Annotated in this window: 13 protein-coding genes; 7 read left to right on the top strand and 6 right to left on the bottom strand. The window is 68.2% G+C overall.

The features are described from left to right. Window positions 1-49 precede the first annotated feature (49 nt). A complete protein-coding gene (locus tag ABD116_RS23185; RefSeq protein WP_343973879.1) occupies window positions 50-1,486 on the bottom strand; it encodes a polysaccharide lyase 6 family protein in 1,437 nt (478 codons plus the stop codon). Window positions 1,487-1,772: 286 nt separating this feature from the next. Here ABD116_RS23185 and ABD116_RS23180 point away from each other — a divergent pair, with 286 nt between their 5' ends. From ABD116_RS23180 to ABD116_RS23160, 5 genes are all read left to right on the top strand, one after another. Continuing rightward, complete coding sequence (locus ABD116_RS23180; RefSeq protein WP_343973877.1) at window positions 1,773-2,600, top strand: SAM-dependent methyltransferase; 828 nt, start codon at window positions 1,773-1,775, stop codon at window positions 2,598-2,600. A 160-nt stretch (window positions 2,601-2,760) separates the two neighbouring features. Continuing rightward, a complete protein-coding gene (locus ABD116_RS23175; RefSeq protein ID WP_343973874.1) occupies window positions 2,761-3,759 on the top strand; it encodes a hypothetical protein in 999 nt (332 codons plus the stop codon). Between the two features lie 110 nt (window positions 3,760-3,869). Further along, complete coding sequence (locus ABD116_RS23170; RefSeq protein ID WP_343973871.1) at window positions 3,870-7,475, top strand: CARDB domain-containing protein; 3,606 nt, start codon at window positions 3,870-3,872, stop codon at window positions 7,473-7,475. 390 nt (window positions 7,476-7,865) lie between these two features. After that, window positions 7,866-8,615: an SDR family NAD(P)-dependent oxidoreductase gene (locus ABD116_RS23165; protein WP_343973869.1), complete on the top strand. Its 750-nt coding sequence runs from the start codon at window positions 7,866-7,868 to the stop codon at window positions 8,613-8,615. A gap of 27 nt (window positions 8,616-8,642) precedes the next feature. Beyond that, entirely contained in the window at window positions 8,643-9,650 is a 1,008-nt protein-coding gene (locus tag ABD116_RS23160) for a DUF2278 family protein (protein ID WP_343973867.1), read from the top strand. Between the two features lie 10 nt (window positions 9,651-9,660). Here the strand turns inward: ABD116_RS23160 and ABD116_RS23155 are convergent, their stop codons facing one another. Both ABD116_RS23155 and ABD116_RS23150 read right to left on the bottom strand, forming a co-directional pair. Then, the gene (locus ABD116_RS23155) at window positions 9,661-9,939 is read right to left on the bottom strand and encodes a hypothetical protein (protein WP_343973864.1); all 279 of its coding nucleotides are present in this window, start codon (window positions 9,937-9,939) and stop codon (window positions 9,661-9,663) included. Between the two features lie 49 nt (window positions 9,940-9,988). Then, entirely contained in the window at window positions 9,989-12,739 is a 2,751-nt protein-coding gene (locus ABD116_RS23150) for an ATP-binding protein (RefSeq protein ID WP_343973861.1), read from the bottom strand. 78 nt (window positions 12,740-12,817) lie between these two features. Between ABD116_RS23150 and ABD116_RS23145 the strand changes: the two genes are divergently transcribed. Next, window positions 12,818-13,753: an alpha/beta fold hydrolase gene (locus ABD116_RS23145; RefSeq protein ID WP_343973858.1), complete on the top strand. Its 936-nt coding sequence runs from the start codon at window positions 12,818-12,820 to the stop codon at window positions 13,751-13,753. Between the two features lie 5 nt (window positions 13,754-13,758). On the opposite strand, the gene ABD116_RS23140 is transcribed toward ABD116_RS23145, so the two are convergent. Genes ABD116_RS23140 through ABD116_RS23130 form a run of 3 tightly spaced genes read right to left on the bottom strand, consistent with a single transcriptional unit; the run spans window position 13,759 to window position 15,597 of the window. Continuing rightward, entirely contained in the window at window positions 13,759-14,487 is a 729-nt protein-coding gene (locus ABD116_RS23140; RefSeq protein WP_343973856.1) for an LmeA family phospholipid-binding protein, read from the bottom strand. A 25-nt stretch (window positions 14,488-14,512) separates the two neighbouring features. Beyond that, complete coding sequence (locus ABD116_RS23135; RefSeq protein WP_343973854.1) at window positions 14,513-14,917, bottom strand: DUF1707 SHOCT-like domain-containing protein; 405 nt, start codon at window positions 14,915-14,917, stop codon at window positions 14,513-14,515. After that, window positions 14,914-15,597, bottom strand: a complete 684-nt coding sequence (locus ABD116_RS23130) for a PadR family transcriptional regulator (protein WP_343973851.1) — start codon at window positions 15,595-15,597, stop codon at window positions 14,914-14,916. Before ABD116_RS23130 ends, ABD116_RS23135 begins: the two co-directional genes overlap by 4 nt. A 154-nt stretch (window positions 15,598-15,751) precedes the next feature. On the opposite strand from ABD116_RS23130, the gene ABD116_RS23125 reads away from it, so the two are divergent. After that, a complete protein-coding gene (locus ABD116_RS23125; protein ID WP_343973848.1) occupies window positions 15,752-16,033 on the top strand; it encodes a hypothetical protein in 282 nt (93 codons plus the stop codon). Window positions 16,034-16,072 lie beyond the last annotated feature (39 nt).

Genomic DNA, 16,072 nt, shown 5'->3' with positions numbered 1-16,072 from the left:
CGTTGGATTCATGAAGACGAGCGAGCGCCGGAAAACTCATCGCAGGAGGTCAGGCGGACTGCGGGCCCACATCGGCGGGGTTCAGCGGGCGGTTGATCGGCGCGGCCGTGCCGTACTCGTCGGCGCCGACGTCCGCCTTGCCCGACCGGGCGTTGCCGTCCAGATCCCGGGTGACGGTGGAGTACGTCCTGCTGGCCGCGTTGATCGCCGGGCTCGACGAGGTCAGCCGCCGGACGCCGTCGGATCCCGTTGCCAGTAAGGGATCCTTGCGGCTGAAGCCCGACGCGGGGATGTTGCCGTTGCCGGCCGCGCCCCAGAGCAGGTTGCCCGACCAGGTGATTCCCTGCTGATACGGCATGTCGACGAGCTGACGACCCGAGTCACCCACCAGAAGGTTGTCGGAGATCGTGCAGCCCAGCGGGGGGAGCGTCCGCATCGTCTCGCCGGCGATCGCGGTACCGCAGGAAAGTACCGTGTTGAGCGCGATCGTCACCCGGTCCGGGGCGTCGTTGCCCTTGCGGCTCTCCGGCGAATCGCTCGGCTTGTCGTCGCGCACCGATCCGCTGCCGAGCACGATCCCGGCGCCGGTCACCTTCTCGACGTAGTTGTTCACCACCAGGTGGTCGTTGCCGTACATCCGGATCCCGTTGGTGCCGTTGAGGAGGAAGTTTCCCTCGACCCGGGACCGGCTGCCGTGCCGCAGGACGATCCCGCCGAGGCTGTTGCGAACCGTGTTGTCCCGGATCGTGTTGCTGCACGACTTGACCGAGATCGCCTCCGGGTCGCCGTTGGCCCGCTCGAACAGGTTCTGCTCGACGATCGCGCCGGCATCGCTCAGCGACCGGCCGCTCAGCCCGAGCCGGATCGGCTCACCGCCGTTGGAGCCGCCGAAGGTGTGGTCGGAGAAGTAGTTGCGCAGGATGTGCACCCCGCGCGCCATCCCGGACGTCCCGGGTCCCTCGACGCACAGGAACACCCCGAGCGACGACTTGTTGTGGAAGTGGTTGCGATCCACCTTCGAGTAGTCCGAGCGGACCATCAGCCAGTTGAGACCTTCGGTGTTCGCGAGCTGGATGTCGTTGCGGCTGAGCCGGAGATGGGTGCAGCTGGTCGGCAGGTCGATCATCGTGGTCTGCCGGAACTTGAATCCGCTGACCGTCACCCACGACGAGTCGGCGAAGGTGAAGCCCTGGCTGCCGGTCAGTGTGACGCCGCCGACCGACTCGGCCTGCACGATGATCGAGGCGGTCGAGTTGCCGTGCTTGCCCTGGATCGCGATCGGCCTGCCGGACGGTACCGCGTAACTGCCGTTGGCCAGGGTGACCGTGTCACCGGGGTTGGCCGCGGCGATCGCCGAGCGCAGCTGGTCGAGCGTGGTCACCCGTACTGCGCGGGCCTGGGTGAAGGCCGCGCCTGCGACGGTGGGGAGTGCGACGGCGAGGCCGGCGCCTAGGGCGGTACTGGTCAGGAATGTCCTGCGGTCCATGGTGTCCTCCGGTCGGGGCGGTGATCCGGGTGATCGGCCGACGGTGTCGGCCAGTGGCTCAGTCTGGGGTGGCCCAAACGCCTTCGGCAAGCGTTTGCCGGAGTGTCGGCGAGGGATGTCCCGTGGGCCGGAACGAGGTTCCATCAGCGTTCCGCCGGGTAGGAGGTGTGGGACAGCGCGGGGCAGTTCGCGGGCAGATCGCCGGTAAGGGTGTGCTGGCGGTGTACAGAGCGAATTGCTGCGATAGCCTCCGGTAATTGCGATTTTCTGATTCGGGCGGGTGGAGATGGACGAAGGGACCGGCGGCCGGCGCAGAACCGCGCCAGACGTCGACATGCAGCGGCCGAACGACGCCCGCGTGTACGACCTTCTGCTCGGTGGCAAGGACAACTACGAGACCGATCGCCAGCTCGCCCAGCAGGTGCTCAAGGTCGCGCCGGAGATGCCCGAACTGCTGCAGGCGAACCGGCGCTGGCTCGCCGAGGTGGTCGAGCGGCTGCTCCGCGAGGCGGCCGTGGTCCAGTTCCTCGACCTCGGCTCCGGCCTGCCGACCACCGACAACACGCACGAGATCGCGGCCCGGGTGAACCCGAAGGCCAAGGTCGTCTATCTCGACAACGACCCGACAGTGATCCGGCACGGCCAGGCGCTGCTCGCCGACGACCGGCACAGCTTCTTCGCCGAGGGCGATCTGTCCGACCCTGCGGCCGTGCTGGCCAACCCGATCATCACCGGCGCGCTCGACCTCGGCCGGCCGGTCGCGGTGATCCAGTGCCTGGTACTGCACCACATCCGCGACACCAAGGCCGCCCGGGAGATCGTCGCGGGCTACCTGGACGCGCTGCCCTCCGGGTCGTATCTGGCGCTCACGCATCCGTGCAACCCGCGCGACGGGAGTCGACGGGCGGAGTTCGCCACCGGCGTGGAGGAGAAGCTGCGGCTCGGCTTCAAGGCCGTCACGTTCCGCACTCCCGACGAGATCGCCACGCTGTTCGAAGGCCTCGAGCTGCTCGACCCAGGGCTGGTCAGCCTCGGCGAATGGTGGCCGTCCCCGACCGCCAGTCCTACGGGCGCCAGTCACCTGATCATGGCCGGCCTCGCCCGTAAGCCCTGATCAAATAGCTTGGCCCCAGCCATCTGCTCCATCGATGATGGCTGCATGTCCGCTGCGAAGGCTGCTGCCGCTTACTGATCCGCGTTCCATCGCGTGATCGACGACCCTGCTTAGTCGCCGGGTCCCTCAAGCGTGCAGTTTTTCCTTCCCAGGGAGCCCCATGTCGTCGCGACATCTCGAGATCGCCTGTGACGAATCCGGATTCACCGGAACGAACATGCTCGATCCCGGCCATGAACTCATCACCCACGCAGGCGTGCATCTCGACCAGGAGACGGCTGCGGAGTACGCCGCCCTGATCCGTACCCGATTCCACCGGTACTCCGCCACGGAGTACAAGGCCGGCCAACTCCTCCGCAACCGGATCGCCGTCGAGTGGCTGCTCGGTACGCTCAACGGCCAGGCGACCGTGCACCTCACCGACAAGACGTACTTCACCGTCACCCGCCTGGTCGACCTGCTGATCGGCGAACCGACGTACGCCGCCGGCACCAGCCTCGCGCTCGACCTGCGTCCCGTCGCCCGGACCCTGCACCGCGCCGGACCGGTCGTCTTCGGTACGACGCGATGGCGCGCGTTCCTCGACACCTTCGTCGAGATGATGCGCCACAAGCGCTACCGCCTGATCGACGGCCCGTGGGTCGCTCACTTCCTGCAGACGCTCGACGGGATGCGCTCCGAGCGACTCGACCCGCTGATGCAACCGCTCCGCGACGCCCGCCCGCAGCTCTTCCACGTCCTCACCGAACTCCAGGACGACCGCTCGCCGGTACCGCCGCCGCTCGAGCCGTTGATCCCCGCACTCTTCGAAACGGCCCGCCTGTGGACCGCCGACGGCTCCGAGATCACGATCCTCCACGACGAGCAGAGCGCGCTGACTCGACACCGGGTGGCTCGAGTCGGCGAGCTGCTCAAAGTGGTCTCCCCAAGCCCCGAACCGCTCCGCGGCATGACCATGCTCGACTCCCGCACGGACCCGCGCATCCAGCTCGCCGACCTCCTGGCCGGCACCGCCCGGTACCTCGCCACGGCCGAGCTCCGCAACCGCGCCGACCCCCGCCTGACCGCCCTCCTCCGCCCATACCTGGCGCCCACCTCGCTCTGGTCCGACCAGACGAGCTGGCAGCGAATGACCGGAGATCTCGTATTCCGCCAGTGACGAGCCGTTGACGTAGAGGCGATGGGACTGCAACCTTTGGCTACCGTCTCGCAAAAAGCTTGCAAATCTCTGCAACTTTGAGATCCCGCCCCTCCGCCCTGAGGACACCTATGAAACGAATGCTCGGCGGCCTTGTCGTGGCCGCCCTGATCGTCATCGGCCTCGTGCCGACCGCCCCCGCAGCCTCGGCCGCCACCACGGCGGTCCTCACCAAGACCCTGACCGCCAACAGCTCGCTCGGCGACTACCCCGTCACCAACGCCGGCGACGGCAACCAGAACACCTATTGGGAGAGCACCAACAACGCCTTCCCGCAGTGGATCCGGGCCGACCTTGGCAGCTCTGTCGCGGTCGACCGGGTCGTTCTGAAACTCCCCGCAAGCTGGGGCGCCCGCACTCAGACGCTGGCGGTCCAGGGCAGTACCAACGGCACGACGTACTCCGACCTGGTGGCGAGCGCGGGCTACAACTTCGCGCCCGGGAGTGCCAACACCGTCACGATCACCTTCCCGGCCGCGACCACCCGGTACGTCCGGCTGAACATCACCGGCAACACCGGCTGGGCGGCCGGCCAGCTGTCCGAGTTCGAGCTCTACGGGCCGGACACCGGCGGCGACACCCAGGCGCCGAGCGTGCCCGGCAATCTCGCGCTCACCGAGCCGAGCTCCGGCCAGATCCGGCTCGCCTGGAGCGCGTCGACCGACAACGTCGGCGTCACCGGCTACACCGTCTACCGCAACAACGCCGCCGTCACCACGGTCGCCGGCAATGTGCTCACCTTCACCGAGTCGCAGCCCGCGACGGCGACGGTCGAGTACTTCGTCCGCGCCCGCGACGCGGCCGGCAACGAGTCGGGCGACAGCAACCGGGTCCGGCGTACCGGTCAGGGCGGTGGTACCAACCTCGCCAGCGGCAAGCCGATCGAGGCGTCCTCGTCGGTCTTCGGTTTCGTCGCGACCAACGCCAACGACAACAACGTCGCCACCTACTGGGAGTCCAACGGCTTCCCGTCGACGCTGACCGTCAAGCTCGGCGCCAACGCCGACGTCAGCTCGGTCGTCGTGAAGCTCAACCCGGACCAGGCCTGGGGACCGCGGACGCAGAGCATCGAGGTGCTCGGCCGTGACCAGGGCGCCACCACCTTCACCACTCTGAAGGCGCGCGCCAACTACGACTTCAGCCCGGCCTCGGGCAACACCGTCGAGATCCCGGTCGCCGGTCGCCTCGCCGATCTGCGGCTGCAGGTCTTCAGCAACACCGGCGCCCCCGGTGGTCAGGTCGCCGAACTCCAGGTGATCGGTACGCCGGCCCCGAACCCGGATCTGGTCGTCACCGCGGCCAGCTGGACCCCGGCCTCGCCGAGTGAGTCGACCCCGATCACGCTCTCGGCGACCGTACAGAACATCGGCACGGCAGCGGCCCCGGCCAGCTCGCTCAACTTCAACCTCGGCGGCACGGTCGTCGGCACCGTTGCAGTCGGCGCTCTCGCCGCCGGTGCATCGACGACGGTCTCGTACAACGCCGGTACCCGCGCCGAAGGCACGTACAGCGTGTCGGCGGTGGTCGACCCGACCAACGCCGTCGTCGAGCAGAACGACACCAACAACACCTTCACCGCCGCGACTCAACTGGTGGTGTCGCAGGCTCCCGGTCCCGACCTGCAGGTCCTGAGCATCACCTCCAACCCGCCGAACCCGGCCGTCGGAGCCCAGGTCAGCTTCACGGTCGCCGTCAACAACCGCGGTACGTCGTCAGCAGCAGCCAGTACGACGCGACTGACCGTCGGCAGCGCGACCCTCACCGGCGCAACCGGAGCAATCGCCGCCGGCGCTACCTCCAACGTCGCCATCAGCGGCACGTGGACCGCGACCAGCGGGGGAGCGACCCTCACCGCGACCGCGGACTCGACCAACGCAGTCGCCGAGACCAACGAGACCAACAACTCGCTGTCCCGCGCGATCGTCGTCGGCCGTGGCGCCGCGGTCCCGTACACCTCGTACGAGGCCGAGGCCGCGAACTACACCGGCACGCTGCTCACCACGGACGCACTCCGGACCTTCGGCCACACCAACTTCGCCACCGAGTCGTCGGGGCGGCAGTCGGTCCGGCTGAACTCGACCGGGCAGTACGTCGAGTTCACCTCGACCAACCAGACGAACTCGATCGTCGTGCGCAACTCGATCCCCGACTCGGCCAACGGTCAGGGCATCGACGCGACACTGAGCCTCTACGTCAACGGCACGTTCGCGCAGAAGCTCAACCTGTCGTCGCATTACAGCTGGCTCTACGGCACCAGCGACGGTCCCGAGTCGCTGACCAACACCCCGGGTGGTGACGCGCGCCGGCTCTTCGACGAGTCGCACGCGTTGCTGTCGCAGTCCTACCCGGCGGGTACGAAGTTCAAGTTGCAGCGCGATTCGGGTGACACCGCGTCGTACTACATCGTCGACATGATCGACCTGGAGCAGGTGGCGCCCGCGTTGTCCCAGCCGGCGGGGTGCACCAGCATCACGCAGTACGGGGCGATCGCCGGTGACGGTATCGATGACGCGGACGCGATCCAGCGGGCCGTCACCGATGACCAGAACGGCGTGATCAGCTGCGTGTGGATCCCGACCGGCCAATGGCGGCAGGAGAAGAAGATCCTCACCGACGACCCGCTGAACCGGGGTCAGTACAACCAGGTCGGGATCAGCAACGTCACCATTCGCGGCGCGGGCATGTGGTACTCGCAGCTCTACTCCACGATCGAGCCGCAGAACGCCGGTGGAATCAACCACCCGCATGAAGGCAACTTCGGCTTCGACATCGACAAGTTCACGCAGATCTCGGACATCGCGATCTTCGGGTCCGGCCGGATCCGGGGTGGTGACGGTAACGCCGAGGGTGGCGTCGGGCTGAACGGCAGGTTCGGTACCGGCACCAAGATCACCAACGTCTGGATCGAGCACGCCAACGTCGCGGTCTGGGTCGGCCGCGACTACGACAACATCCCCGACCTGTGGGGCCCGGCCGACGGCCTGGAGTTCAGCGGGATGCGGATCCGCGACATCTATGCCGACGGCATCAACTTCGCCAACGGGTCGCGCAACTCCAAGGTCTTCAACTCGTCGTTCCGGACCACGGGTGACGACTCGATGGCCGTCTGGGCCAGCAAGTACGTCAAGGACCAGTCGGTCGACATCGGCCACGACAACTCGTTCACCAACAACACCGTCCAGCTGCCCTGGCGCGCCAACGGCATCGCGATCTACGGCGGCTACGGCAACAAGATCGAGAACAACCTGATCTACGACACGATGAACTACCCCGGCATCATGCTCGCGACCGACCACGACCCGCTGCCGTTCTCCGGCACGACGCTGATCGCGAACAACGGCCTGTACCGCACCGGCGGCGCGTTCTGGAACGAGGACCAGGAGTTCGGCGCGATCACCCTGTTCCCGTCCAACCTCCCGATCCCCGGCGTCACCATCCGCGACACCGACATCTACGACTCCACCTACGACGGAATCCAGTTCAAGACCGGTGGCGGCGAGATGCCGAACGTCGCCATCACCAACGTCCGCATCGACAAGTCCAACAACGGCTCCGGCATCCTCGCGATGGGCGGCGCCCGGGGCAACGCCAACCTCACAGGAGTCGTCATCACCAACTCCCGCGACGGCGACATCCTCAAGGAACCCGGCTCGAGCTTCGTCTTCACGGGCCAGTAACCCCGTTCGCCAGCCCCCGGACCCGGCCTGCCCGCCGGATCCGGGGGCCTCGGATTGCGCTGGTCGCGTCGCAGCGGCCGCCCTGCGACTGGACCGAAACACCCCCCATCAGCCTGCCAAACCAGTTGCCTGCAGCACCTAGTGCTCCGCCTGAGCATCCCTCGGCGACGGATTCACTCACGTCGAGCACAAAGTGGCCAACCCGCATCGCCATGCACGCACAACTCCGGCGAATCGGCCCGACACGCTGGGGGTAAGCGGTTGCCTGTCGAGTTGGGTATGCATGGCCAGCCGCTCGCTGCCGCGGCAACCGATTCGGGGGGCTCGGCGTTCCAGTGCGGCGCCTCGGGGAGGATGGCGAGGACCATCGGCGAAGGGGAGTACTGGGATATGAGCGTCTGCATCGTCACGGGTGGGGGCGGGCCGCGGATCGGGAACGGGATCTGCCGGGCGCTGTCGTCCAAGGGGTGGACCGTGGTGGTTGCGGATCGGGACTTGGCGGCGGCTGTCGGTGTTGCGGATGAGTTGCGGGCCGCGGGTGGGGAAGCGGTGGCGATGGAGCTCGATGTCACCGATGTGGAGTCGGTGCGGGGTGTGGTGGCCGCGACGGTGGCTGAGTTCGGGCGGATTGATGGGTTGGTGAACAGCGCGGGGGTGGGATCGCGCGGGGATGGGGCGGAGGCTTCTCCGGAGGAGTTCGATCGGGTCAACGGGATCAACTATCGGGGGCCTTGGACCTGTATCCGGGAAGTTGTGCCGGTGATGGTGGAGGGCGGTGGGGGGAGCATCGTCAATATCGGGTCGGTGCATTCGGCGGGGGCGGCTGACACGTTCACCTTGTACGCCGGGACGAAAGCCGCGTTGGCTGCGTTGAGCCGGGGGATTGCCCGGGACTACGGGCGGCGCGGGATTCGGTGCAACATCGTGCATCCGGGGGCGGTTGAGGTCCGGGGGAACGAGCACGTGCTGGATGAGTTCGTCGCCAAGCAGCAGATGTTGCCGGCTGCGGTCGAGGCGATCGACATCGGCAATGCGGTCGCGTTCCTGTTGTCGGCGGAGGCCCGGGCGATCACCGGGGTCGAGCTGTTTGTAGATGCCGGTACTACGGCGATGCTTTTCTCCAACGGGTTCACCGACTGAACCCGCTCTGTGGGGGAGGGACGAACGATGGCGCTGAAGCGGTACGGCGTACTGGTGGGGACCGTGATCGGGCGGCGGGCCGAGGGCGGGGTGGACTCGCCGCATTTCCAGGTGCACGTGCGGGGCGGCGGTACGGAGTACCGGGTGGCGGTGAATGTGTTGTCGCAGCAGTCGCCGTCGGAGTTGCTCTATCTGGCGGTGGAGGACTTCAAGCATCCGGTGCTGGATGTGCTGCGGACCGTTCCCGATGGGTTCAGCGACGTGGACAGCGTCAGTGGGGGAGCGGCGCTCGACTACATCCGGGGCAATCTGTTCGACCGGGCGCAGATGCGGCCGATGCCGGCGACAGCGCCCGGGCCGGACAACGATCTCGCCGACCGGCTGGAGTTCTTCACCGCTCGCGCGCTCGCCGACCCGGATGCGCGGATCTACGCGATCGGCGAGCGATGGGGGCCGGAGAGCGGCGTACCGGACAAGATCTTCGGCTTCTCGCCGGGGAACGGTGTGCACGACATCCACATGAACCAGGGCAACAGCGGATCGTTCACGAAGGACGACGGGGTGTGGCAGGACGGCGGGCTGCTGTTCCGGTTCGCCGATCAGTGGGTGGCGATCTTCCTCGCCTTCCAGAGCCAGACCTGGCACACCGACGACACGACCGGCCATGCGTTGCCGGGTGAGCCGGGACCGATTCCGGGCCCGACCGACCCGCATCGCACGCTGCGCATCATCGCCGCGCTGGTCAACCCGATCGGCCCGGCTCCCGAGCCCGAGACGGTCACGCTGCTCAACCCGGGCGCCGCGCTGATCGACCTCCACGACTGGGCTCTGGTCGACCGGCTGGGCCAACGCATGTCTCTGCCCGCGATGGAGTTGCCGGCCGGCGATGCGCTGCGGATCGCTCTGCGGGCACCCGTCCAGCTCGGCAACCGGGGTGGCACCCTGACCCTCCTCGACCCGAACGGCCTCAAGGTCGACGGCATCTCCTACACGAAGGAGCAGGTGGCGGAGGAGGGTTTCTCGCTCGTCTTCTGACCGGCGCGGGTCAGCGGGTGTAGGTGCGGGCGACGTCGACCCCGACGACGGTGGGCTGACCGGCCGGTTCGGGGCCGAGCGCCTTGGCCAGCGCCGGCCCGAGACGGTCGGCGAAGAAGCGGTCGGCGGCGTCCTTGGACTCCCACAGGGTGACGACGCGCAGGCCGTCCGGTGCCGTACCGACGTACCGGGCCTGGAGGCCCTCGGGCTCGGCGCCGACGTGCTCCATCACCTTGTCGAACTGGTCGATCGAGGCGAACGGCGGGGTGGCGATCGCGATCCATTGCATGGCTGGCTCCTTTGTTCGGGCGGCTGCGGTTGCGGCCACACGGATCAAGTTAGGAGCCGGCCGGCTTGCGCGAATCCGCCGAATCACTCATCGCGGTACTCAACTGCCCGCGGGTCGCCCAGGTGGCGATCTGACTGCGGGTGGTGAAGCCGAGCTTGGTGAGGATGTGCTGGACGTGGTTCTGCGCGGTCCGCTCGGACAGCACCAGCCGGGTCGCGATCTGCCGGTTCGTGAGGCCTTCGGCGACGAGGGCCGCCACCTCGGTCTCTCGCGTGCTCAACACAGGTTCCTGGCTCGGTGTTTGGTAGGCGGTCATCCCGAGGGCGCTGATCAACCGCGCTGCATCGCGCGAGTTGGATTCGGCCAGCGCCCGGTCGCCAGGACGGTTGCGCTCGAGGAGAGTCCGGGCGAGGTGGTACTGCGCTTCGGCGACGAACCCCGGCGCACCCGCAGACCCAGCCTGGTGGACCGCAGCGGTCAGGTCCTCGACGGCATCGTCCAGCCGACCGAGTACTGCGGCCCCGCGGCCGACCGTCAACTCAACGGGACCCAGGTACGCAACGCCGTTGCCGACCGCGTGCTCACCCCGGAACGGTTCGAGCCGGCGCAGGAGTTCCGCTAGGTCGTCGTACCGGCCGATGCCCGCGCAGGCGAGGGCGGCGTACACATACCCGGGCAGGGTGAAGAAGACGGGTAGCGACCAGGTGTCGAGCGGGCCGGCCTGCCGGTACGACGCGGCCGCCTCGCTCGTGAGCCCTGCACAGGTCTGGAGATACGCACGCGACAAATGAGCCATCGTCGCGAACCGGGGCGGCGGGTCGAACGCCTGCCGGGCGACCTCCGGGCTGACCCCGACGTGACCGGCCAGCGCCGCCAGCAAGGCGAAGTACGCGCCGGTGGCCGGTGCCTTCTCGATCACCCGCATCCGCTCGAACCCGCGCCGGGCAACCGTGGCAGCCTCGTCGTACCGCCCGCGAGCCTGGGCGATACACGCGGCGACGCGGTCGTGATGCCAGGCGCTGACCGGGCCGCCTACTCTCTCGACCGCGACCTCCAGAGCGGGCAAATCCTCTGCCGCTGCTGCCAGTCGACCGCTCTCGATCAGGGCGTCCAGCCGCCAGAGCTCACCCCACATGGCTGCGCGGGGATTGCTGGTCCGCTGGGCGAGCTCGAGCATCTCCGTTGCCAGCTGCAACCGTTCGGCGCGCCCGGCCGGTCCTGGGCAAGCCTCCTGCCGGGCATGCAGTGCATCAGCCAGCGCCTGCTCGGCGAGTGCCTGGCTGACGAGCGCTTGGCCGACAGTCGTCTGGTCGGCGTGTGCCTGGCGGGCTAGGCCGAGGGCTGCTCGGCTGAGTTCGTCCGTGCGGTCCTGTTCACCGTCGTAGAAGGCGAGGTGGCTGCGCTGGGCCAGCAGCCTCGCCCTGGTCGCATCGGTCACTTGGCCGGCCATGGCTTCCTCGCACAGGCGCTTGGCGACCGTGTTGATCCCAGGGTCAGGGACGGCCTCGAGGACGAGCGCTGCCTCGGCCCGCTGTTCGTCATCCATCGCGGCCGCCGCGGCCTCGGTTGCCGCTTTGACGCAAGTCGGCAGATCACCGGCCAGCCGGGCCGCTCGTCCAAGAGTTATTTGCCTTGCGCAACGTTCATCAGGCTTTGGAGGTGCGATCTCCCAGGCCGCTTGATAGAGCCGCACACCTTCCTCGTACGCCAGCCGCCGGACCGCCTCGTCGCCGGCCAGGGTCAACCAGTACTGCGCGATCGGCCCCTCCCCATACTGCGCCAAATGCGCCCGATGCCGAGCGATCTCCACCAGGTGCTCACTCAGGTCGCCCGCGTGCTGCCGCTCCAACGCCTCCGCGATCCCGCGATGCAGGGCGGCCCGTTCGGCGGTACCGAGCGAAGCAGCCACCGCATCGCGGGTCAGCGCGTGGCTGAACCGTCCCGGCTGATCAAGGAAACCGAAGGCGATGGCCTCGTCGACGAGTGGCAAGCAGTCTTCAACGGTCAGGTCCAGCACCGGAGCAACTGTGGTGAGCTGGAAGTCCCGCCCGACGATCGCCGCCGCCTGCACCATCCGCCGGCAGTCGCCACTGACCCGGTCGAGCCGGCCCGCAACGATGTCCAGCACCGACCGCGGCGGCCGGTCCGGCTGCCACGAGCCGTCGGCGATCGCCCGCCCGACTTCGGTGACGAACAGCGGGTTGCCACCGGTCACCTGGAAGACCTGCTCGGCTTGCTCCGCCGAGGCCATCGGCAGTTGCTCCCGCACAGCTCCGAGATCGAGCCCCCGGAGCTCCAGACGCTCGGCAGGCAGTTCGGCGAGCACGCGTGCGCTCCCCGGCTCACCTAGGCGATGGGTAGCGAGGACTAGTACCGGCAAGTCGCTCACCTGGGCCGCGAGATGCCGTAGTACCAGCAGAGACGGCTCATCCGCGCGGTGGACGTCGTCCAGCAGGATCACCAGCCCCTGCGAACCCGCGGCCTGCGCTATGGCCTCAGTAACGGCCTCGAACAGGCCGAAGCGGTCATCTCCCGCGAGTACCTCGTCGGCGTCCACCCTCAGCCCGCGCAGAACCTGCCGCCACGGCCAGTAGGCAGGCGCGCCCTCTCCCTCGACGCAACGGCCCCAAGAGACAGCAGTACCGGCCGCCAGCGCCATCCCCGCGAACTCCTGAGCCAGCCGGGTCTTCCCGATCCCCGCCTCGCCCCCACAGACCACTAGCCGGCCCCTGCCGCCGCGCGCGTCATCGAGCCACCCGCGCAGCGCACCGAGCTCCCGCCCCCGCCCAACTATCCCCATCCGCTCAGCATCACCTAACCCCCGGTACTTCGGGAAGCCCAGTGAACCTCCGCTTGCGTGGTCGGTCAGACTTGGCCGGTGAAACGGTTCCTGCGGCGGGCTCTCATCGCGATCGTCGTGTTCCTCCTGGTCGTCACGGCCGGCTCACTGACGTACAACGCCTTCACCGGCGGCACGGAGCCGGCGCCGGAAGGGCTGAAGTTCGTGCAGGCGGGTGACGTCAACACCCGCTACGACAGCTGGGGCACGACTGGCACACCGGTGGTACTCGTGCACGGCTCGGTGGAGTCGGTCGACACGTGGTCGCGCCTGGTGCCGTTGCTGGCCAAGACGCATCGGGTCTACGCGTACGACGTCACCGGCTACGGGTACAGCGAGCGCAAGGCGCCGTACACGGTCGAGCATCTCGCGGCGCAGTTGCTCGGCTTCCTGGATGCGATGCATCTTGGGGGCCCTGGGCAACCACGGCCGGTGCTGGTCGGGCACTCGCTCGGCGCGGGGATCGCGGCCGAGGCGACGCTGGAGCAGCCGGGCCGGATCGGCGGGCTGATGTTCCTCGACGGCGACGGGCTGCCGCTTCCCGGCGTTAGGCCGCCGACGGGCGTGATCGTGCCGCCGTACCGGACGACGCTGTTCCGGATGGTGCTGGGGTCCGACTGGCTGCTCAAACGGATCTACAAGTCCACCTGCGGTGCGTCGTGTCCGCCGATGGACGTCGAGCAGTGGGTCCGCCCGTTTCGTCAGCCGGGTGCCGAACAGGCCGTCTGGCAGATGACGTCGGGCGGGATCCCTGCAGTCGCAGCTGATCGGTTGGCGAAGCTTCGCGACGTACCGGTCCCGACGTCGGTCGTCTTCGGCGCTCGAGACACCAACGGCGGCAACGCCGCCGAGACCGCCGACCGGATCGGTGCGCCGGCGCCGACGTTGATTCCGGATGCCAACCACCTGACCCTGATCTCCAACCCAGCCGAGATCGCCACTGCGATAGCTGCCCTTGCGGCCCGCGGTTTGTAAGGTTTTCAGGCTCCGGAGAGCTGGAGGTTGGTGGCTGCCGCGGTCAGGACGATGGACTGGCCTTCGATCGCGACCTGCTGGAGCTTGGCCTTGAAGGGCAGCTCCGGTACGACGATGCCGCGCGACAGGATCGCGCCGACCGTGCCGCGGAGTTGCTCGGGGATGCCTTGCAGGGTGCTCTCGTCGACCACCAGCCCGATCCGGCCGTTGCGCGCCTCGGGCCGTACCGTCGCGGAGACGTTCAGGCCCTGGATGGTCGCCTTGGCCACCAGGTTGCCGCTGACGGTCTGCAGCGTGAGCTTGTCGATGCCCCTGGTGTTCGCGGTGAGTCTGGCCAGCGCGGACGGGGACAGACGCAGCTTGACGTCGGCCCGGTCCACGGTGACCGCGGCGCTCCGGTCACCGGTCAGGGCCTCGCGGGGTACGTGGATGCCGTGCATGTCGACGGTCAGGTCCTCGGCCGCGATCTTCTCGATCTCCGGCTCGCGCATGGTCATCGTGACCTGGTCGAACTTGCTCCTGGCCAACTGCGGCAGGAAGCCGAAGCCCCCGATCTCCACCTTGGTTTCGGCCGCGGTGACGTCGTACTTCGCTGCCTCGTCGGCCGCCGACTTGGCCAACTGGCCCTCGGCGAGCGACTCACCGATCCGGTCGGCGGCGACGGCGAGGCCGGCGAGGATCAACAAGACGACGATCAGCGCGCGGAGTGCCCGGCGTGGCCTTCTGGAGCTCATGCAGGCAGAGCCTAGTGTCCGGGTCCTAACCCCGTCGGCCGCCCTGGTGCCAGCGCTGGTGGCGGACGGGTCCGCTGATCATGGCGACCCAGAAGAGCATCCACAGCAACCAGGGCGCTGCCAGTATCACCGCTGAGGCGACCAGCCCGATCATCAGCACGGGGAGGATGAACATCAGCGGGGGCGGTGGGCCGGGGCGGCCTTTGCGTCTGGGGTGGCCCGGGTTGGCCGACTCCAGTTCTGGGAGGTCGGCGAAGAGGAGTTCGACCTCATCGGCGTACCGGGCCCTGGTCGCCTGGTCGCTGCGCTCCTCGAACTCCTCCTGCGTCAGCCGGCCGGCGACGAAGTGCTCGCTCAACTGCTCGACGGCGGTGTCGCGCTCGGCGTCACCGATGCGCAGCGACCCTCTGGCGGGGAGGTATCCGCTCATGACCGGTCACCGTCGTCGTCATCCGCGAGGATGGAGTAGAGCGTGCGGCGCAAGGTGATCAACGCGTCCCGCGCCTTGGCCTGCTGCTCGGCCGAACCGGCGGCCATGATCTGCCACATCGCCGTCGCGACCTGCCCGAGGATCGGCTTCAGCCCGTTCTCGTCGTCGTCCTGCGCCGACATCGCCTCCCAGGGCGCCGAGACCTCGTCGGCGTGCTCGGCGACGTAGGCGCGACCCTCGTCGGTCAGCGTGAACGTCCGCCGCCCGGTCGCCGCATCGGCCGTCACCAGCCCCTCGTCCTCGAGCTGCTGCAAGGTCGGATAAATCGAACCAGGGCTGGGCTTCCAGGCTCCGCCACTGCGCTCGGCGACCTCCTGAATGATCTGGTAACCATTCATCGGCTGCTCCGCCAGTACTGCGAGAATCGCCGCCCGTACGTCGCCCCGCCGCGCCTTCGGGCCCCTGCTGAACCCACGCGGCCCGCCACCCCACTGCGGCCCGCCGAACATCGCCCACGGGTTCTGCCCGCCGAACGGATGCCCACCGAACGTCTGCTGCCCACCGCGCCGGCCACGCTGCCCCGTCATCGCCGCGCGCAGCTCTTCCTTCAGTTGCTCGAACCCATCACAATCCAGCCGCCCGAACCCGGGCCACCCACCGACAAACGCCGAACCCGTCATCCCAACCACTCCTTACCGAGCCATCACGATAATCCGACGATATATCGCGAACAGCCACCACCCAAGGAGATCGTCAGCTCTCAGCAACCTCTTACCCTGCCTTGCTACGGTCGGTGACTCCCCTCCTAGCCGACAACGACTGAAGGGTCAGCAGATGAGCTTCTTCGACAGCCTCAAGGACAAGGCGTCCGAACTCCTCCAATCCGCGACGGACAAGGTCACCGAAGCCACCGGCGTAGACCTCGGCGGCGTCACCGACCAGGCCACCGAATCCGCCGAAGGCCTCACCAACCAGGCCGAAGGCCTGACCGACCAGGCCCAGGACCACGCCAACACAGCCGGCGACCAACTCGCCGACGCCACCGGCATCGAAGTACCGACCGAAGGCCTCACCAACACGGCCACCGACAAACTCAACGACCTCACCGGCCGCTGACCGAACGGACCGGCATCGTCAATCCAGCGACGATGCCGG

It is taken from the genome of Kribbella koreensis, assembly GCF_039525325.1.
GTDB lineage: Bacteria > Actinomycetota > Actinomycetes > Propionibacteriales > Kribbellaceae > Kribbella > Kribbella koreensis.
This window is presented reverse-complemented; position numbering and strand designations above follow the sequence as displayed.

What these genes read in the sequence shown, in the direction of transcription:
- ABD116_RS23185 (WP_343973879.1), bottom strand. Translation starts at nt 1,486, where the DNA reads ATGGACCGCAGGACATTCCTGACCAGTACCGCCCTAGGCGCCGGCCTC.
- ABD116_RS23180 (WP_343973877.1), top strand. Translation starts at nt 1,773, where the DNA reads ATGGACGAAGGGACCGGCGGCCGGCGCAGAACCGCGCCAGACGTCGAC.
- ABD116_RS23175 (WP_343973874.1), top strand. Translation starts at nt 2,761, where the DNA reads ATGTCGTCGCGACATCTCGAGATCGCCTGTGACGAATCCGGATTCACC.
- ABD116_RS23170 (WP_343973871.1), top strand. Translation starts at nt 3,870, where the DNA reads ATGAAACGAATGCTCGGCGGCCTTGTCGTGGCCGCCCTGATCGTCATC.
- ABD116_RS23165 (WP_343973869.1), top strand. Translation starts at nt 7,866, where the DNA reads ATGAGCGTCTGCATCGTCACGGGTGGGGGCGGGCCGCGGATCGGGAAC.
- ABD116_RS23160 (WP_343973867.1), top strand. Translation starts at nt 8,643, where the DNA reads ATGGCGCTGAAGCGGTACGGCGTACTGGTGGGGACCGTGATCGGGCGG.
- ABD116_RS23155 (WP_343973864.1), bottom strand. Translation starts at nt 9,939, where the DNA reads ATGCAATGGATCGCGATCGCCACCCCGCCGTTCGCCTCGATCGACCAG.
- ABD116_RS23150 (WP_343973861.1), bottom strand. Translation starts at nt 12,739, where the DNA reads ATGGGGATAGTTGGGCGGGGGCGGGAGCTCGGTGCGCTGCGCGGGTGG.
- ABD116_RS23140 (WP_343973856.1), bottom strand. Translation starts at nt 14,487, where the DNA reads ATGAGCTCCAGAAGGCCACGCCGGGCACTCCGCGCGCTGATCGTCGTC.
- ABD116_RS23135 (WP_343973854.1), bottom strand. Translation starts at nt 14,917, where the DNA reads ATGAGCGGATACCTCCCCGCCAGAGGGTCGCTGCGCATCGGTGACGCC.
- ABD116_RS23130 (WP_343973851.1), bottom strand. Translation starts at nt 15,597, where the DNA reads ATGACGGGTTCGGCGTTTGTCGGTGGGTGGCCCGGGTTCGGGCGGCTG.
- ABD116_RS23125 (WP_343973848.1), top strand. Translation starts at nt 15,752, where the DNA reads ATGAGCTTCTTCGACAGCCTCAAGGACAAGGCGTCCGAACTCCTCCAA.